Raw genomic sequence first — 17,541 nt, forward strand, 5'->3', positions numbered from 1 at the left:
CATCGTTACGATCATTGTAATGGTAATAACTATCCATAATAGAAAAGATAAACTTCTCCAATTTTTCAGCTTGCTCATTTGCATCATCTCCCGCGATTAAAATTTACGTTAGTTACGGAATGAATATTCATTCCTATTATTCTATTACATTATTTTGTAAACTCTATTAAACTAGTCTTTCCGGAATGAATATTCATTCCTTTAGTTGCACAAATACCCTCTCCTACTCTCATTTTTTAATTCTATTTAGGAATGAATATTCATTCCTGTCCTTATAAAGCTATAGAATCAAATGATTCTAATAGCGTTCCAAGAGCTTTCTTCCAATTCTTTTACTAACTCTTTCGAGTATTCTAATTGCCCTGTTGCAATTACTTTCGTTAATTTTTCTAACGGTTGATATACAATAATAATTAAAGCAACTGGAGGCAATGGACGAAGCAAACCTTTTGCGATTCCATCTTCAATAATATTCATAAAGAAGCCTATAAAATCGTCAAATATTTTCTTACTCTGCTCATCAAGAAAATAACTATCACAGTGAGAATTTGTAAATAAAAAAGCATCCACATTGTTTCTCGCAAATTCAAATAAACGGTTATACGTATGACTAAACTGTTCACGAATATTTGCTTCAACAGGAAAATCCGTTTTTATCATTTCAGAAAGCTGTAACATACTTTTTGAAAATAATGAGTTAACAAGCGCCTCTTTATTTTCAAAATAGCGATAAATAGTACCCGCACCGACATTTGCTTTTTCAGCGATCATTGGAATTGTCGTACCATCGTAACCACGCTCTGCAAAAAGTTGCATCGCAGCATCAAAAATATCCTCTTGTTTGTTTTTAGCCATTTTTTCCACCTCTATTTTCAGGAATGAAAATTCATTCCGTTTTTAATTATAAATTACAGGGAATAAAAGTCAAGTGCGTGACAACGTATAGTTGCGATTCTATTCTCTTGTATGTGAATAAAATTATATCAGCGATTTTCAGGATATATCAACTTACCGACAAAAATTAATACAATGAGATGGAGCTATCCCAAAATTTTGTTCGAAACAACTCCATCTTATATGCAAATTAAAAGAAATCATAAATAAACGGCTTGCGCACTGGTACTACATTCTCAAATGCCCGTATTTCCTCTTCGCTTCCGCTAATTAATTCTAATTCATTTAGTTCTAATGGGCGTTTGTATCCAAGCAGTATTGTAGATAGTGCATTTATATCTAGCTTGATCCCTTTATCCATTGGTTCTTCTATAATTGCTATTTCATAATTTGCAAGTCTCACCGATACATTATTCCACGGTGCAAATGAATCTGTAATATGTAAAATGACTTCTTGTTGTACATTGTTCCAGTTTAACTCATACTGTTTTAAGAACTGCTCTACATCTACAATTCTTCCCATAAAATATGGTTTTATTTCTGTTTTCACACGTGGTTCTTGCAATGTATATAACAACTGTTCGTTTTCACTTACTGTCATTTCAAGCTCTTTAATCATAGAATCATGCTGGCAAATAAAATTCCATAGACCATTTCGTGCTTCATTATGCAGTGGAACAAATTCATCTACTGTCATTTTATAGTTTTCTATTTTATATAACATATAGCCGGCTGCACTTTTATTTTCATCGTAATAAATTGCTAATGTTAAATCCTCATAAACAGCTTGTAACCACCATTTTTCATTGCGAACTAGCATACCAGAAAAATGTTCTGCAAATGTTTCATAAAGCTTCTCGACCTCTTCTGGGTGATTTTCTTTATTGAAACGTTTCACAGTACCATTCACTTGTTTTTTCATAACTAAATCACTCTTTGTCAAATGACATACGAGAAGATTCGCACAAAGTTCCCAGCCGTATTTACGGTAAAATGTAACAGCAAATGGGTGTAACATAGAGACTGTAAAGCCATCTTTTTTCATTGTTTGAAGTGAATGTTGAAGTAGCTCTTTTACATACCCACTTCTTCTGTACTCTGGATACGTCGCTACTCCTGCAACGCCACCCATTTTAAATTTTTCTTTACCTATGTAAATATGAAACGGGATGAGGTGTAGTTTTGCAGCTAAGTCCTCACCTTCCATAATACCGTATACTTCATGACTTTCCTTCATCTTTGTAAGTTGCTGCTGTAATCGTTCCTCATCTACTTTATATTGAAAAGCGTATTCTGATAAACGTAATGCTTCTCTGAACTTATCTTCTTTTAATTGTATGACATTCATATAATTCTCCTCCATTCCCTGTTTGAATTGTATCATAATTCTTACTATTATAGTTCGGTAAGTGAAACTACAAGGACGTTTTAACAAAAAAAGCAGATACATCACGTATCTGCTTTCCATCCTTTTTATTTAGCTAATTTTTGAAGTTCGTCAAAGAATGTAGGATATGATACACCTACTGCTTCTGCATCTTCAATAATTGTTTTTCCTTCTGCCAGGCAACCAGCAATTGCAAGCATCATTCCGATACGGTGATCACCATAACTATTTACTGTATTGCCTTTTAGAGCTGATTTTCCGTAAATGATCATACCGTCATCAGTTGCTTCTATGCGAGCTCCTAGTTTCGTTAATTCAGCAACGACTGTATCAATACGGTTTGTTTCTTTTACTTTTAATTCGTGTGCATCTTTAATTACTGTAATTCCTTCTGCTTGCGTTGCCGCTAATGCGATTACAGGAATCTCATCGATTAATCTAGGGATAATATCTCCGCCAATTTCAATTCCTTTTAATGAAGATGTTTCGATTGTAATATTTGCAGCTGGTTCCGATGCCCCTTCGTTAATTGGCTCTACAGTGAACGTAGCACCCATTTTTTCTAAAACATCAATAATACCGGTACGGGTTGGATTCATCCCTACATTTTGTAATACTAGTTTACTATTTGGGATGATTGCACCTGCTACTAAGAAAAATGCTGCTGATGATACGTCACCTGGCACTTGAATGTCTGTTGCTGTTAATTTTTGTCCACCTGACAGCTTCACTGTTTTCCCTTCGCGAGTTACTTTAACACCAAATGCTTCAAGCATTCTTTCCGTATGGTCGCGGGAAATATGTGGTTCTGTAACAGCTGTTACACCTTCTGCACGAAGACCTGCAAGTAAAATAGCTGACTTTACTTGTGCACTTGCAACAGGAGAAATATATTCAATTGCTTTTAAATCTCCACCACGTATTGTTAACGGTGTAAATGTTCCTTCTTCTCGGCCGTCTATGTTTGCGCCCATTTGCTTTAATGGGTTTGTTACACGCTTCATCGGTCTTTTTGCGATAGATTCATCACCTTGTACGCAAGAGAAAAATGGTGTGTTAGCTAGTATACCTGACATTAATCGGATTGTTGTACCAGAATTACCAACATCTAATACAGCTTTCGGTTCTTGTAAACCTTCTAATCCTTTACCAACTACAGTAACCTCATCACCGTTTTGCGTAATTTCTACTCCCATTTCTTTAAAACATGAAATCGTACTTAAACAGTCTGCACCGGGCAAGAAACCTTTAATTGTTGTTTTCCCTTCTGCAATAGAACCGAACATAACAGCACGGTGTGAAATGGATTTATCACCTGGGATTGTAATATTGCCATTCAATCCGTTATTAACAGGTTGTATTGTTCTTTCTTTCACGTTTTTCACCTTCTCATTTAAATTGTTTCATAAGTTTGGTATTCTTCTTCTCCAAGCGCTAGCTTTGCTTTCATACGATCTTCTTCCCTTTGGAAGCTAATACGTAATACCCCAAGCAGTCCTTCACGCGCTTCTAATATTTGCAAGTTCGTAATACTAATTTCCTCGCGCGCTAAAATACTCGTAATATGAGCCAATGCCCCCACCTTATCTAATACATCGACGTATAAGTCGTGATAGGCAGGAATTGCCCCTCTCTTTCTTACTGGTAAAGAATCACGGTATTCTTTCGCATCTGCAAAATAGTTTTGAATCTCGCCTGCATCTCCGGTAGAAACTGTTTTATATAAATCTTCCATTTCAGAGATCCACTCTTTTAATAATACCATTAAATGCTCTCGATTTTGCTTTACAATATCACTCCACATTTTCGGACTACTAGATGCGATACGTGTAATGTCTTTAAACCCTCCAGCAGCTAGCTGATGAATGAGCGGATTATCTCCTGCATGTTTCTCTACTTGCTTCACTAAACCTGCTGCGATAAGGTGCGGGAAATGACTAACGATCCCTGTTACATAATCATGTTCTTCTGTATTTAAAACAAGGAAATGTGATCCCGTTCCTTTTAACCAATCTTTTAACTCTTCCACATGTTCATTTAGCACATGATGCATCGGTGTTAAAATGTAAAATGCATTTTCAAATAAATGCGCTTTTGCACTTTCAACTCCCGTTTTATGAGAACCTGCCATTGGATGTCCACCAATGAAAGATACTTCCTTTGAAAATAAAGTTTCTGCTTCATTCATAATCGTGCCTTTTGTACTACCAACATCAGTCACTATAACATCTTCTCGTAAACGGAATGACGCAAGTTTGTGTAATAGCTTCTTCGTTTCTTCAACTGGAGAAGCAAAAACAATTAAATGTGCCTCTTCACATGCATGCTGTAAATCAACTGCTATTTCATCTACTACATGTAATTCTTTTGCACGCTCTACTTGTTCTTGAAATATATCATAACCTGTTATCGTTACATCGTGCTCTTTCTTAATTGCTAATGCGAGAGAGCCTCCGATTAAACCAGTTCCAATTAATACTACCTTTTTACGCATTTTCCTCATCTCGAGACTTTCTTTTTTTATTTTCAAAGTGTTGTTGTAACACTGAAATCACCCCTTCATTTTGCTCTCTTGTTCCGACTGTAATACGGATACCATTCGGGAACGGACGAATAATAAATCCTGCTTGTGCACAAGCTTCATAAATCTCTCCAGCATTCTCAACTGGCAAGAAGATGAAATTTGTTTGCGATGGATAAAATGGAATATCATTTTCCCTACAAAAGCTCTCGTATTGTTGTAATCCTTCTGTATTCACACGAACTATTTCTTCAATAAACTCGTCATCACCAAAAGCAATCGTCGCTGCTTTTTGCGCTAATGAAGATACGTTAAATGGCAAACGAACGACATTTAATTTTTCGATTAACTCTTCCTGTCCAACCGCATATCCAACGCGGAAAGAAGCTAATCCGTACGCTTTAGAAAATGTTCTAAGTACAAGAATATTTTTATGTTTTTCTAAAAGCGGTAATGTCTCTGGGAAATCTTTTGCTGTTACGTATTCATAGTACGCTTCATCAATGACAATTAACGTATTTTCACTAATACCTTCAATGAATTGAGTCAATTTTCGGTCATTCACATATGTGCCTGTTGGATTGTTCGGGTTACAAATCCATACAATTTTTGTATCGTTATCTACTACTGAAGAAATTTCTTCTAAGTCGTATACACCGTTATTTAACGCAACTTCCTTCACTTCGCAACCTTCTATAACTGCATGATGACGGTACTGCGGGAATGTTGCACCTGCTGTTACAATGTTATCTCCCGCTCGTAATACGGCGCGGCTTATTATTTGAATGATTTCATCTAAACCACTACCACAAAGTACTTGTTCCATTTGCACATGCAACTTATCTGCAATTGTTTGACGGAGCGTTGTAGCACCTCCGTCAGGATATAAAGCATGTTCCAACCAAGAGTTTTGCAACTCTTCTAAAACTCTTGGTGAACAACCAAATGGATTTTCATTCGATGCTAATTTCACAAACGAATGATCTCCGTACACTTCTTTCATTTGTTCTGGTGATTTACCTGGTTTATATGGTTGTAATGATGATAGTTGATCTTTTACTTGCAAGTTAAACCCACCTTTTTATTAAAATTCTTTTGCGTAGTTATTGTGTTGCATAATGTTTTGTTTTAATAATTCCATACGATCTTTTCCGAATTGTTCGACTAGTGCATCTGCAAGTTCCCATGCCACAACAGATTCAGCTACTACACCCGCCGCTGGTACTGCGCAACTATCAGATCTTTCAATACTCGCTTGGAATGCTTCTTTCGTATCAATATCAACGCTTGCTAACGGTTTGTATAAAGTAGGAATTGGCTTCATCACGCCCCTTACGATAATTGGCATACCTGTTGTCATACCGCCTTCTAAACCACCGGCATTATTCGTTTTTCTCGTGTATCCTTTTTCTTCATCCCACAGAATTTCATCATGCACTTTGCTTCCTGGTTGTCGTGCCGCTTCAAAACCTACGCCGATTTCAGCACCTTTAAATGCATTTATACTCATAATTGCACCAGCAAGTTTTGCATCTAATTTACGATCGTAATGAACGTAACTACCAACTCCAATTGGCATACCTTCTGCAATGACTTCCACAATACCACCGATTGAATCTCCACTACTTTTTGCGTTGTCAATCGCATTCATCATTTCTTGCTCTACTTCTTTATCTAAACATCGAACTGGTGAGTTTTCAGTAATTGTTTGAATTTCTTCAATCGATAAGTTTGAAATATGTTTTGCTTTTACTCCACCAATTTCAAGAACATGCCCTGCAATTTCCACGCCTAATTCGCTTAAAATTTGTTTTGCAACTGCACCAGCAGCTACACGAACTGTCGTTTCTCTTGCAGATGACCGCTCTAATACGTTTCTTATATCACGATGACCATATTTAATTGCTCCATTTAAATCTGCATGTCCGGGACGTGGTTTTGTAATTGTACGTTTCATGTCTTTACTTTCTTTTTCCGAAATTGGCTCTGCACCCATTACTTTCGTCCAATGTTTGAAATCATCATTTTTTACAATTAACGTAATCGGTGATCCAAGTGTCATCCCGTGACGAACACCACTTACAATTTCAACTGTATCTGTTTCAATTTGCATACGTCTTCCGCGTCCATGACCTTTTTGTCTTCTTAATAATTCTTTATTAATATGTTCCGCCGTAAGTGTCAAACCTGCTGGTACACCTTCTAAAATAACTGTTAACTGCGGTCCATGTGATTCTCCAGCTGTAATGTATCTCATTTCTCTTGCTCCTTTACTATTTTTTTGTACAAAAAAGTCCCTACTGAGCGCTCAGTAGGGACGATGTTTATCGCGGTACCACCCTAGTTGTAGACTTCTTTCGTCTACCTCTCTTCTTCTTTAACGATCGTTTGACCGTCTTACCCTCCAAAAGTTGTCGGGAAAGATGCTCCAAGGCTGTAATTCATGCTTACCTTTGTACTGATTCACACCGACCATCAGCTCTCTTTAACAGTGAGATAAGCACTACTGTTTCCTCTTCAACGCATATATGATATGGAATTAAGATAATTTATTTTTGAAACCTTTTAACTCATCCATGAATCTATGGAATTCTGGAATGTCCATTTGTTGTGCAGAATCTGATAATGCAACTGCTGGATCTGGATGAACTTCAGCCATTACTGCATCTGCGCCAATTGCAAGTGCCGCTTTCGCTGTTGGTAATAATAAATCTCTGCGTCCAGTTGAATGTGTTACATCAACGATAACTGGTAAATGTGTTTCTTTCTTTAAAATTGGTACTGCAGAAATGTCTAATGTGTTACGTGTTGCTCTTTCGTATGTGCGGATACCGCGCTCACAAAGAATAATTTGATCGTTACCTTGCGCAATGATGTATTCCGCTGCGTTAATGAACTCATCAATTGTTGCTGCTAATCCACGTTTTAATAATACTGGTTTGTTAACTTTACCTACAGCTCGTAATAAATCGAAGTTTTGCATGTTACGTGCGCCAACTTGAATTACATCAACGTAGTCTAATGCCATTTCAACATCGTTCGGATTTAAAATTTCACTAATAATTGCTAAGTCAAACTCGTCTGCTACTTGACGTAAAATTTGAAGTCCTTCTACTCCCAAACCTTGGAAATCATATGGAGAAGTTCTCGGTTTGAATGCACCACCGCGCATTAATTTTAAGCCTTGGTCTTTCATCGCTTGCCCTACTTGACGAACTTGTTCTAAACTTTCTACTGCACAAGGTCCCATGATGAACGTTTGTGTTCCGTTTCCAATCAATTCACCTTTTACATCAACGATTGTATTTTCTTGTTTCTTTTTACGTGATACTAGTAACGCTTTACGGTTATCATCTTCTTGTAACTCTAAGCTTGCTTTGAAAATCGTTTTGAAAATATGTTGAACTGTTGATGTTTCGAATGGTCCTTCGTTATGCTCTGCAATCATATCAAGTACTTCACGCTCACGTACTGGATCAAAGCGTTTCGTACCTTGTACTTGCTTTTGCTCTCCAATTTTTTGAACAATTTCACCACGTTTGTTTAAAAGGTGTAATAGTTGTAAGTTAATTTCATCTACCTGTTTACGTAATTGATCTAATTCATGATTTGCCATTTGGAAATCCTCCTCTAATGTTTTAAAAGTATAGTAAGAGAATAAAAAATTCTCTATTTTCTGAACTGACTAATTATACAAATTCATAGTGGAATCGATACCTCTTCTTATTTTAAACTGATAATTCTTACAAAGACATGAACTACTAGTTAAAAACCCACTTTTTTGTACAAAAAAGCCCTACTGATCCAATCAGTAGGGACGATATTTATCGCGGTACCACCCTAGTTGTAGACTTCTTTCGTCTACCTCTCTTCATTGTTAACGATCATCTGACCGTCTTTCCCTTCATAAAGACAATACTATCTTTACTACGAAAAAGATGCTCCAGGACTGTAATTCGCTCTTGTTTATGTACTGGTTTGCACCAACCACCAGCTCTCTGTTACAGGGAAACAACAACTACTGCTTTTCCTTTCAATGCATGACTATTTAATTTTCAAGTTGAACCACTAAAATACAAAAAGTCCCTACTGAATAAATCAGTAGGGACGATATTTATCGCGGTACCACCCTAGTTGTAGACTAACTTTCCGTCTACCTCTCTTCACTGTTAACGATCAATTGACCGCTTTTTCCTCATAAAGACAAACTATCTTTATTACGAAAAAGATGCTCCAAGACTGTAATTCATGATTATCCCTGTACTGGTTCACACCAACCACCAGCTCTCTGTTACAGTAAGACTAACCACTACTGTGATCTCTTCATTGCACTTTGTTTATTCAAATGTTTTTGAAATTGAATAAGTATGATTCGTATTATAGAACGCTTTTCAAAACACTGTCAACAACTTTTTATATATTTTTTAAAATTCCACTTTCGTCCTATAATTCTTTTTGTAAATCACCCATTACAATTCCTATGCGAATTATTTCATTTTCTAGTAAATGTAAAACATATTCCTCTACTTCATACTGAACTAATAATTCTTTTATTTTTATGATTTCTTTTTCAAATAAAATGGCTTCGTGACATGTTTGTAGTAAAATAAAAAACACATTTGCAAATATTTCTTTATGCGCTTTCATACTTTCTTTTTTATGAAGCATTTCAATCAATAACTGCTTCATTTCCTCACCTGCACATTTACCATGTACACTTGAAAATGCACGAGACATAATACATAATCCTTTTTCTAATATTTCATCCATGTATAAAATAATACGTAAAAGCATTACATATTCTCTTGCAGTTATCTCACCCATTTTTGGTCGTTCTCGCAAAAATACACTGAGCCAAGCTGTCCAAAATTTTTGTTGTTCTTTTACACTTAATGTTTTGACGTAATAGCATAAAAACTGCATAAACTTAATTTTATTTTCTTCATTTTCTAGTATGAGTAACGGGTATAACCAATCTGTTTTTTGCTCCCAATATAGTACACATTTAATAAATACAAAGCTAAGCCATTTCAAGAAAGCTTCTCTCGTATGCGGATGTAATACTTCCAAATGTTCTATCGCATACTTAATAAATCGCTTCATTTCTGTAAATAAAGGTAGATTTATTTGCGTGTAACATAAGCCGGCCCATGCATATTCCGTAATCTCATTTTGTTTTTTTAAATCTAAGTATGGTAACAAATATTTTCGGCACCATTGTTTTTCAATATGATATAGGAATGTAATATCTGCTATTAAACGAGCAAACATAAAGTTTGTTCGTTCCGAATTAACTCTTACTTGTTCTTCAAATAAAAATAAATATTCATATACATTACGATCGTATAAATGATCATATGATAACAACTTTAATAATACAGCCGTCATTTTTCCAACTGGATGCTGAATTGATTCATTATAAAAATCTTGTTTCCCAAGCTTAAAGTCTGTATCACTCTTCATAACTTGAGGAAACACTGAAAAAGCAAATCGTTTTACAACACGTATACTATTCTCTTCTAACTCTTCTAGTCGATTACTAATTTCATATAGAAAACTACTAATTAACCAATGAAAAGCAGTATTTCTAATAAATTTCTGCAATAGCGGAATAATTTTTTGGATTTGCTCATTCGTCAATCCCCGATTATTTCGCCATTCTCTAATACAAACAAACCATACTTCATTACTTATTTCTTGCACTCCTACTAATTGGTATGCAAATGAAATACTCCACTCTGTGTTTAATTTACATGCTTTTGATAACATCTCTAAAAAATGGCGTTGTTCAAAAACACCATCTTGCGAAAATTGCTGAACTTGCTTCATAATTTCAACATCTTTCAGCTGCAATAATCCGTCAGCAGTTACATTACAAGTAATGCTTTCTGCTGTATCCTCTTTCTTTTGTACACTGTATCGTTCAGAATGAAAATGAGGATGCTTTTGCTTCATTAACTCATACCCATTTGCCGTAGATGGGCTATTCGAATCACACTTGAATAATAAGTCTAATACGAGACATGCATCAAATACCCTCTCTTCTGTAAGATGCTTTATTACAGTTCGAGTGACTTCTTCTTTTGTTTTTTCTAAACAATGTGCATAATGCCTTTTTAAAAGTTGAAAAACTTCGTGTTTATAAGTGAAATCTAAAAGAAGTCCTTCATGTAACAACCATTTCATTTTGTCATCTACACGAACAAAAATATTTTTATTCATCGCATCAATTGCAATTCGCTTTTGAAGTACACTATTTGCTTCTATCATTTCTGTAATATAATAATCCGCTTTTTTCTCATTGTTTTCGCATAAATAAGTTAGACACTCTTTTACAATTCGTATTAAAAATGCAAGGTCATTTTGATGAAACTCTTTCTCTACATTTTCCTTATTTCTTTTTTTCAGTGCCGTTTGTCTTAACGACAACATTCTCAATTTTTCTAATCCAATCATCATAATTGGAACAGCATAATAAGCGATATATGGCCTCATCTTTTCGTTCCAAATTTGCTCCACATGAGAAAATGTAGATACTGGTAAGCGACTCGATTCCTCGAGTTCTATTGATTCTTGCGTATCATTTCCCCATTTCCTTACACGTTTCAACTTCAGTTTTCCGTCTAAAATAAAAGTTAGTAACAATAAGGCAATTTCTTTATGCTCAGGAAAAGAACATTTTTGCAGTAACTTAGAAATCTTTTCTATAGAGCTACTATCTTTTTCAGCTGTTTCTAATAAAAGGAGTGTCCACCTTGCAAACAACAACGGGTCCATCTTACTCTTCGTTTCGTTTAAGTAGTTACAAATTGTTCTCCATAATAACGGTGATATTTTAGAATAGTTTTTATAAATTAATTGAAATAATTCTTTCTGATGACTAAAAAGAAATTGTTCCACTAACCATTCTGCAAGTAATTCATCTACTTCATTATAGTTTGGCGTAAGCATAAACAAATTTTGTAATTTACCTTCTGCTTCTAACCATTCGACCCATTCATAATCATGAGCAAATTCCACAAAGTAACGTACTGTTTCAATTTTTTTAATTGATTGCTTTATGTATGATAATTGTTCCTGTTCTACTGACGGGGGAACCGTTACAATATCCCGAATACGCATTCTTTTCGTAATATAATTATCACCCATTAATTCAGCCCAGCGTTTTACCGCTTTTACAAGGGATTGATGATTATTCACCTTATTCGGATACACAATTGGTCTTATCCCTAAATGTTCCCAGTGGTATGTATTTTCTCCTTGTGCGACAAAAGCAAATCGTCTTGTACTTGGCGGTAAACCAGTTGCTAAATATTTCATTACTGGGTCATTATGACTATATCCAACGAATAAAACGGTGTAATTTGAGAATAGATCAACTAAAAACCTTCTCGCCCACCCTTCCGTTAAGTAAGCCCTTCCAAAATCACCATCTGTTAAAATTAAAGCCTCTTTCTCCTGTTCTACATTACCATGTATGTAAGCAAGACCTTTAAAAGCTCTCCCAGTCGGTAAAGCTGGAGCGTAATAAACATTGATATCTCTATTTATTTCTTTAATTGCAGTTGTAAAATGTTGATCAAAATTTGTTGTTACAATGCGGATATCTGTATCTAAAGGAAATAACCTTGGAATTGCATAATGCAATGGATTCGGTTTTGATTTCTCTATATGAACGAGATCTCTTGCGACTTGATGTACATCTTTTGTTTTCGCAATTTTGCCAAGATAATAATCATGTGGCTCTGTTATTTCACGTTTTTCGACATATAACGTTTTTGCAATTTCATCAACTAAATCATCAAAATTCGGTAAGTTTGATTTCCCTTTCATAGAAACTCCCGCTCCAACAAATAACACTAACTTTCCTTGCTCAAGGTGATCAATTAACTCATCTGGAATTTCTACTTCTGAAGTAATCCACATCTTGGATTCCCCCTTACCTAAAAATGTCATACACTCTCATTTTACTATAACATTTTTTCATTGTTTTTATAATATTTAGACTAAATTCCGAACATGAAAAAGTTTTATGTAAATAAATCCGTTACAATGTATGAACTCCAGAATTTATTGAAAAACTATGTATAAATCGGAGGTGTAAATTTTGAATGATTTCACAGTAGTGCTTATCAAGTTTATATCGTGCATTATCGCATTTAGCATTGGGCTTGCTTTATTTTTCCCTGCAACGTTTGTTCAAATTATTTCATTCAGTCTCTTTGTTACAATCGTATCCTACATGTTCGTTGATAAAATTATTTTAAATCGAATTGGCAATACTGGTGCCATTATGTCGGATTTCTTATTAACATATTTAAGCGTATGGATTTTCGGTAATATTTTATTAGACAACTATATGCAAATTGCATGGGGCAGTATCCTTTCTGCCATCGTCTTCACTTTATCTGAAGTAATCGTTCATCGCTTCTCTAACTCTCATACAAGGCACAACAATGATAACATTCGTATTAATCGCCGCTTTGCATATGGTACAGAGTTTGCTGAAGAACAAAATATATTGGATAAAGATAAGAAAAAGTAACGTTTTAATGCAGGAGCGCCCTTTTTAATTATGTGGTGCTCCTTTTTTGTATTTTTTCATTATGGTACGTGAAATTATATAAGTGATTATTTCAAAATACCGACTTACTAACAATATTTGACGCTATTTTTTCTAATAAAAAGCTGCCTCTTATTTAGAGGCAACCACTTTTAAGTCTTTTACTGCAACAACATCCGCAAACGCTCCCAATACTGCGTTATGATGTTTCATAATATCTTCAGCACGTAACACTTCTGTATTAAATGTACTATGCGCATCACTCACTAACGTTACTTTATACCCTTCACTACATGCTCTGCGCGTTGTCGTATCTACACAATACTCTGTTTGCATTCCCGAAAGAATAACGTGTTCAATTCCTTTCTCTTGTAACACTTCGCTTAAGTTTGTATTATGGAATGAATCTGGAGTCGTCTTTTCAACTATATTATCTCCTTCTTGCGGAGCGATGGCCGCATGGATTCGCCATCCATCCGTACCTTTTTCTAACGGATGGTCTTTAGGACCGTTATGTTGGATATAAATAACTGGAATATCATTTGAACGACATTCCCTAATAAGCTCTTGCAATGTTTGTAAAAACTTCCCCCCATTATGTACTGGCATTCCAGCTGTATACATACCCGCTTGCACATCAATTACGATTAATGCTTTTTTCATTTCACACATCCCCCTTTATTTGTATAAGCCATTATTATTGTTTATATTCCATCATCCAACAATCTTCTAATTTCCCCTCATGCAACTCATGTTCCTTTAAAATCTTTACTTTTTTAAATCCACTTTTTTCATAACACTTTATTGCTCGTTCATTATTTACTTTCGGATCCATTGCAATTGCTTCTGCTCCCATTTCACCCATAATATATGTAATTGCTGCCTGAACGAGTTTTGTTCCAATTCCCTTTCCCCAATAGGCTGGTTCACCGATAAATTGGTCCATACCCCATACATTTTGTGATTCTTTATAGCCATATAACGCTTTCCACTCTGAATCCACTGGGTACATTTGTATGTAACCAATCGGAATGGTATCAAATTCTATTAAACATCTTTTTTCATTACTGTTTGGACTATGTATAAAATGATCAAGCACCTTTTCTACAGATTGCGGATTATCTCGTCCTTCGTAATACCGCAGGACTGCTGGGTCCGTTAACCATTTAGAAATGATAGATGCATCATCTTCCATTACGTATCTAATCAATAAACCTTCTTTTTGAAAAAGCATATTATACCTCTATTATTTCTTTATATTTTTTCTTGCTGTTACATCTTTCATTGCACCTACTAATGCATATGGTAGTAATGTAATCGCAAAAAATGCTGTAAATACGTTAAGTTGCGGGATTGTATAGAGTGTGAACCATTCAGTGAAAAATTGAGAATTTAATATTCTATTAAAAAACTCTCCGCCTGGCCTAAAGTTTGGCGCCCACGCAGTGATTTCACACAAAATAAAGTGAAACTTTAATCAGTGGGGGTTTTGTTCATCCCCCACTGATTATTAGTTGAACCAATCGGGCTTTTACGGGCAGTTGATCCCCCCACCTAACTTCTTCGCTTTCGCTGAATTTTGAGGTGGGGGTCTTACTGCCCTTTAATGCGGGGTAAACAGTAACTGAACAATAAAAAATGCCCCTAGATAACGAAACCAAGTCCGTTTCCATATAGGTTGTGCATTTTTTAATATATCTCCCATCTTACCCCCTCCTTAAATATCCATCATATTAATTATACACTTTCCTCACTTTATTTGTTAAAATTTTCTATATAATTAATGCTGTTGGGGGGAAATACATTATGTCTAATCCTATACTTACATCCACTTTAATCATTCTTAGAGGAAACTCCGCAAGTGGTAAAACAACGATTGCAAAACAACTACAAGAACATTTCGGACAAGGAACACTTTTAGTATCACAGGATGTTGTACGTAGAGATATGCTTAGAGTACACGACACAATGGGTAATTTATCACATGATTTACTATTTGAAATTACGAAGTACGGAAAAGGAAAATGTGAATTTGTTATTTTAGAAGGTATATTGAACAGTCATAGGTATGGTGAGATGTTAAAAGAATTAATTCGTTATTTTGATGAAAATGCATTTGCATATTACTTTGATTTATCATTAGAGGAAACTATTAGACGACATAACACAAGGGACAAACGATATGAATTTGGTGAAGATTCCCTCCAAAAATGGTATAATCCGCACGATACAATTGAGGTTGCCAGAGAAACTATTTTTACAGATAACTTTACGCAAAAAGATATATTTGATGCGATTCTTAATGATGTTGCGATACAAAAACAAGACTAATATAATATGTTAGTCTTGTTATGTACTTTGTGTTTCCGTTTTTATAATTGAACAATCTTTACATAAATAATAGTATATATTCATTTCCCCAAACTGGAAATCAACTACTGAAATAAGTTCACGTTCCTCGATATCTTGTGTAATTGTAGCAACATACTTCATCTCTTTAGAACAAGTTGGACACGCCAAATGCTCTGGAAGATCCGCATATAATGGTGCCCCTAATAATCTACATACATATTCAGAACCGAACAAGTCAAAAGCTTCCCAGTAACTATCTTCATCTGTAGGTATATCTTCATTTTTCATATTTATAAGCTTTACCGTTGTTTTTGGTAATGAAACTGGTAACTTATCTTCCTCTTCCATTATCCATTCTTCTGTATTTTGCTGCTTTATGATTTGAACTGTTTTACCTCCATCACTTAACTGAAAATATTGCGGTTCCCACACCATCGCACAGTTCAAGCATGAAACGAATGGTAAAATATTTAGTTCATTACTTTTAAGTTCAGCAAGTCTCCCATCTTTTAAATCAAAACAGAGAATTTGATGCATCTTCTCACCGCATAACTTACATACTGGCAAATTACAATCTTGACCGCCAAAGTAATGATTATATGAACCTCTTCCTTCAATTACTCTATACCCTTTCCGCTCATTACAATGTGCGCCATATAATTCTATTGTCATATTCTATCCTCGCCTTTTATAAGAATGATTCACAAAATGATAATAATTAAGACTAAAAAACATCGTCTTCCTGAATAGTTTCCATAATAAATTCTTTTAAACTCGGAGATATTTCTTCCATTTCGTCATCCGCGTGATACCAAATATATATTTTATCATCCATTTTTCCATTATTTATTTTAAAGCACAATTTATCCCCTGAACCATCGTCACCAATTATGATAAGGTTTTCTGGCATATACTCATCTCTCATGTCAACATTTTGTCTAACTATATCATCCCAAGTTTTCGTTACATTTCTATTATCTTTAATCGGATATAGTATCCATTCCCCTATTTCAGCATTATTAACTAATTTAATAAGATCCCTATATTGATTTGGGAAAGCAGCACCTAACTTTTCTTCAGTTTCTTTTATTTGCAACTCTAATACACCTTGTTTCTTTGTTTCAATATATTCTCTTACTTCTTTCATGAAATACACCTATCCTTTGAACTTAATTACACTATTATGATTGAAAGTGTTTAGTAAACAATTTGATCCAATTTATACATTTCATTATACGTTAATCCTTCGTTTTCAACATACTACTCTACTCTACTCTTCTCTACTTCCTTATCTCATTCTTAATAGTTTTATTTTCTAAACATCATACAATTTTTATGTTTTGTTACAGGTTTAGTAATAAGCCCTTTAAAAATCCTATTATCCTTCTACTAAAAAAATAAAAGCCAGCCTCAATAAAGAGAACTGACTTCTATTTGGATCATTATAGTTACTATAAAATTTTCACTTTAACAGTTTGTCTTCCCCAATTCATAGCTTTACTTTTTGAACCCATTAAAACATCAATACGATTACCTTTAATTGCACTTCCAGTATCACCAGCGATCGCTTCTCCATAGCCTTCTACCCATACTTTAGATCCTAATGGGATTACTTTCGGGTCAACTGCAATAATTCTCATATTCGGATTTGCCGTTAAATCATGCCCCATCGCAGTTAATACGCGTCCACCATATGTACCATTTTCACTTGGATCAGCAGTATACGCTGTCGCTACTACCGTTAATTCACGTTTAGCAGACTGTATGTTGTTTTTAGATACTTCTTTCGCTCTCTCTTCTTCTTTAGCCTTTGCTATTTCTCTT

The 17,541-nt window shown here is 34.9% G+C and carries 16 protein-coding genes, 1 pseudogene and 3 other annotated features; of the genes and pseudogenes, 2 read left to right on the forward strand and 15 right to left on the reverse strand.

The features are described from left to right. Nucleotides 1-288 precede the first annotated feature (288 nt). From MR107_RS25580 to MR107_RS25615, 8 genes are all read right to left on the reverse strand, one after another. Nucleotides 289-855, reverse strand: coding sequence for a TetR/AcrR family transcriptional regulator (locus tag MR107_RS25580; RefSeq protein ID WP_001107309.1), 567 nt, complete (start codon nt 853-855; stop codon nt 289-291). Between the two features lie 229 nt (nt 856-1,084). Next, complete coding sequence (locus MR107_RS25585) at nt 1,085-2,242, reverse strand: GNAT family N-acetyltransferase (protein ID WP_001100928.1); 1,158 nt, start codon at nt 2,240-2,242, stop codon at nt 1,085-1,087. 125 nt (nt 2,243-2,367) lie between these two features. Then, the gene (gene aroA, locus MR107_RS25590) at nt 2,368-3,657 is read right to left on the reverse strand and encodes a 3-phosphoshikimate 1-carboxyvinyltransferase (RefSeq protein WP_000664632.1); all 1,290 of its coding nucleotides are present in this window, start codon (nt 3,655-3,657) and stop codon (nt 2,368-2,370) included. Between the two features lie 17 nt (nt 3,658-3,674). Then, on the reverse strand, nt 3,675-4,775 hold the full coding sequence (tyrA, locus tag MR107_RS25595) for a prephenate dehydrogenase (protein ID WP_001228136.1): 1,101 nt from the start codon (nt 4,773-4,775) through the stop codon (nt 3,675-3,677). Further along, nucleotides 4,768-5,868 (reverse strand): histidinol-phosphate transaminase, encoded by a 1,101-nt coding sequence (hisC, locus tag MR107_RS25600; RefSeq protein ID WP_242245068.1) that lies wholly within the window; start codon nt 5,866-5,868, stop codon nt 4,768-4,770. Before hisC ends, tyrA begins: the two co-directional genes overlap by 8 nt. A gap of 18 nt (nt 5,869-5,886) precedes the next feature. Then, nucleotides 5,887-7,059 carry a chorismate synthase gene (gene aroC, locus MR107_RS25605; RefSeq protein ID WP_001269424.1) on the reverse strand — a complete coding sequence of 391 codons (1,173 nt, stop codon included), beginning with the start codon at nt 7,057-7,059 and terminating at the stop codon, nt 5,887-5,889. 53 nt (nt 7,060-7,112) lie between these two features. Then, nucleotides 7,113-7,332 (reverse strand) — a binding site (T-box leader). 9 nt (nt 7,333-7,341) lie between these two features. Continuing rightward, complete coding sequence (locus MR107_RS25610; protein WP_001273575.1) at nt 7,342-8,418, reverse strand: bifunctional 3-deoxy-7-phosphoheptulonate synthase/chorismate mutase; 1,077 nt, start codon at nt 8,416-8,418, stop codon at nt 7,342-7,344. A gap of 194 nt (nt 8,419-8,612) precedes the next feature. Then, nucleotides 8,613-8,848: a binding site (T-box leader), on the reverse strand. A 54-nt stretch (nt 8,849-8,902) separates the two neighbouring features. Then, nucleotides 8,903-9,138 (reverse strand) — a binding site (T-box leader). Between the two features lie 107 nt (nt 9,139-9,245). Further along, complete coding sequence (locus tag MR107_RS25615) at nt 9,246-12,728, reverse strand: DUF4020 domain-containing protein (RefSeq protein WP_242292870.1); 3,483 nt, start codon at nt 12,726-12,728, stop codon at nt 9,246-9,248. A gap of 181 nt (nt 12,729-12,909) precedes the next feature. Between MR107_RS25615 and MR107_RS25620 the strand changes: the two genes are divergently transcribed. Then, nucleotides 12,910-13,347, forward strand: a complete 438-nt coding sequence (locus tag MR107_RS25620) for a YndM family protein (RefSeq protein WP_000997702.1) — start codon at nt 12,910-12,912, stop codon at nt 13,345-13,347. Nucleotides 13,348-13,497: 150 nt separating this feature from the next. On the opposite strand, the gene MR107_RS25625 is transcribed toward MR107_RS25620, so the two are convergent. The 4 genes and pseudogenes from MR107_RS25625 to MR107_RS25640 form a co-directional block, all read right to left on the reverse strand. Beyond that, nucleotides 13,498-14,028: a cysteine hydrolase family protein gene (locus tag MR107_RS25625; RefSeq protein WP_227900842.1), complete on the reverse strand. Its 531-nt coding sequence runs from the start codon at nt 14,026-14,028 to the stop codon at nt 13,498-13,500. A 34-nt stretch (nt 14,029-14,062) separates the two neighbouring features. Further along, nucleotides 14,063-14,599, reverse strand: coding sequence for a GNAT family N-acetyltransferase (locus tag MR107_RS25630; protein WP_000898772.1), 537 nt, complete (start codon nt 14,597-14,599; stop codon nt 14,063-14,065). A gap of 12 nt (nt 14,600-14,611) precedes the next feature. Then, nucleotides 14,612-14,830, reverse strand: a pseudogene (locus tag MR107_RS25635) (YfzA family protein); the annotation flags it as partial. A gap of 138 nt (nt 14,831-14,968) precedes the next feature. After that, entirely contained in the window at nt 14,969-15,070 is a 102-nt protein-coding gene (locus MR107_RS25640; protein WP_000502345.1) for a YfzA family protein, read from the reverse strand. A gap of 101 nt (nt 15,071-15,171) precedes the next feature. Here MR107_RS25640 and MR107_RS25645 point away from each other — a divergent pair, with 101 nt between their 5' ends. After that, nucleotides 15,172-15,696, forward strand: coding sequence for a kinase (locus tag MR107_RS25645; protein ID WP_000070148.1), 525 nt, complete (start codon nt 15,172-15,174; stop codon nt 15,694-15,696). An 18-nt stretch (nt 15,697-15,714) separates the two neighbouring features. Here the strand turns inward: MR107_RS25645 and MR107_RS25650 are convergent, their stop codons facing one another. The 3 genes from MR107_RS25650 to MR107_RS25660 all read right to left on the reverse strand — a co-directional run. Further along, on the reverse strand, nt 15,715-16,389 hold the full coding sequence (locus MR107_RS25650) for a hypothetical protein (RefSeq protein ID WP_000151352.1): 675 nt from the start codon (nt 16,387-16,389) through the stop codon (nt 15,715-15,717). Nucleotides 16,390-16,441: 52 nt separating this feature from the next. Continuing rightward, the gene (locus MR107_RS25655) at nt 16,442-16,864 is read right to left on the reverse strand and encodes an SMI1/KNR4 family protein (RefSeq protein ID WP_000665937.1); all 423 of its coding nucleotides are present in this window, start codon (nt 16,862-16,864) and stop codon (nt 16,442-16,444) included. 304 nt (nt 16,865-17,168) lie between these two features. Next, nucleotides 17,169-17,541, reverse strand: a 373-nt coding sequence (locus MR107_RS25660; RefSeq protein ID WP_170964366.1) for a 3D domain-containing protein, incomplete at its 5' end; no start/stop codon positions are given.

The organism is Bacillus cereus group sp. BfR-BA-01441 (assembly GCF_022663075.1).
Lineage (GTDB): Bacteria > Bacillota > Bacilli > Bacillales > Bacillaceae_G > Bacillus_A > Bacillus_A cereus.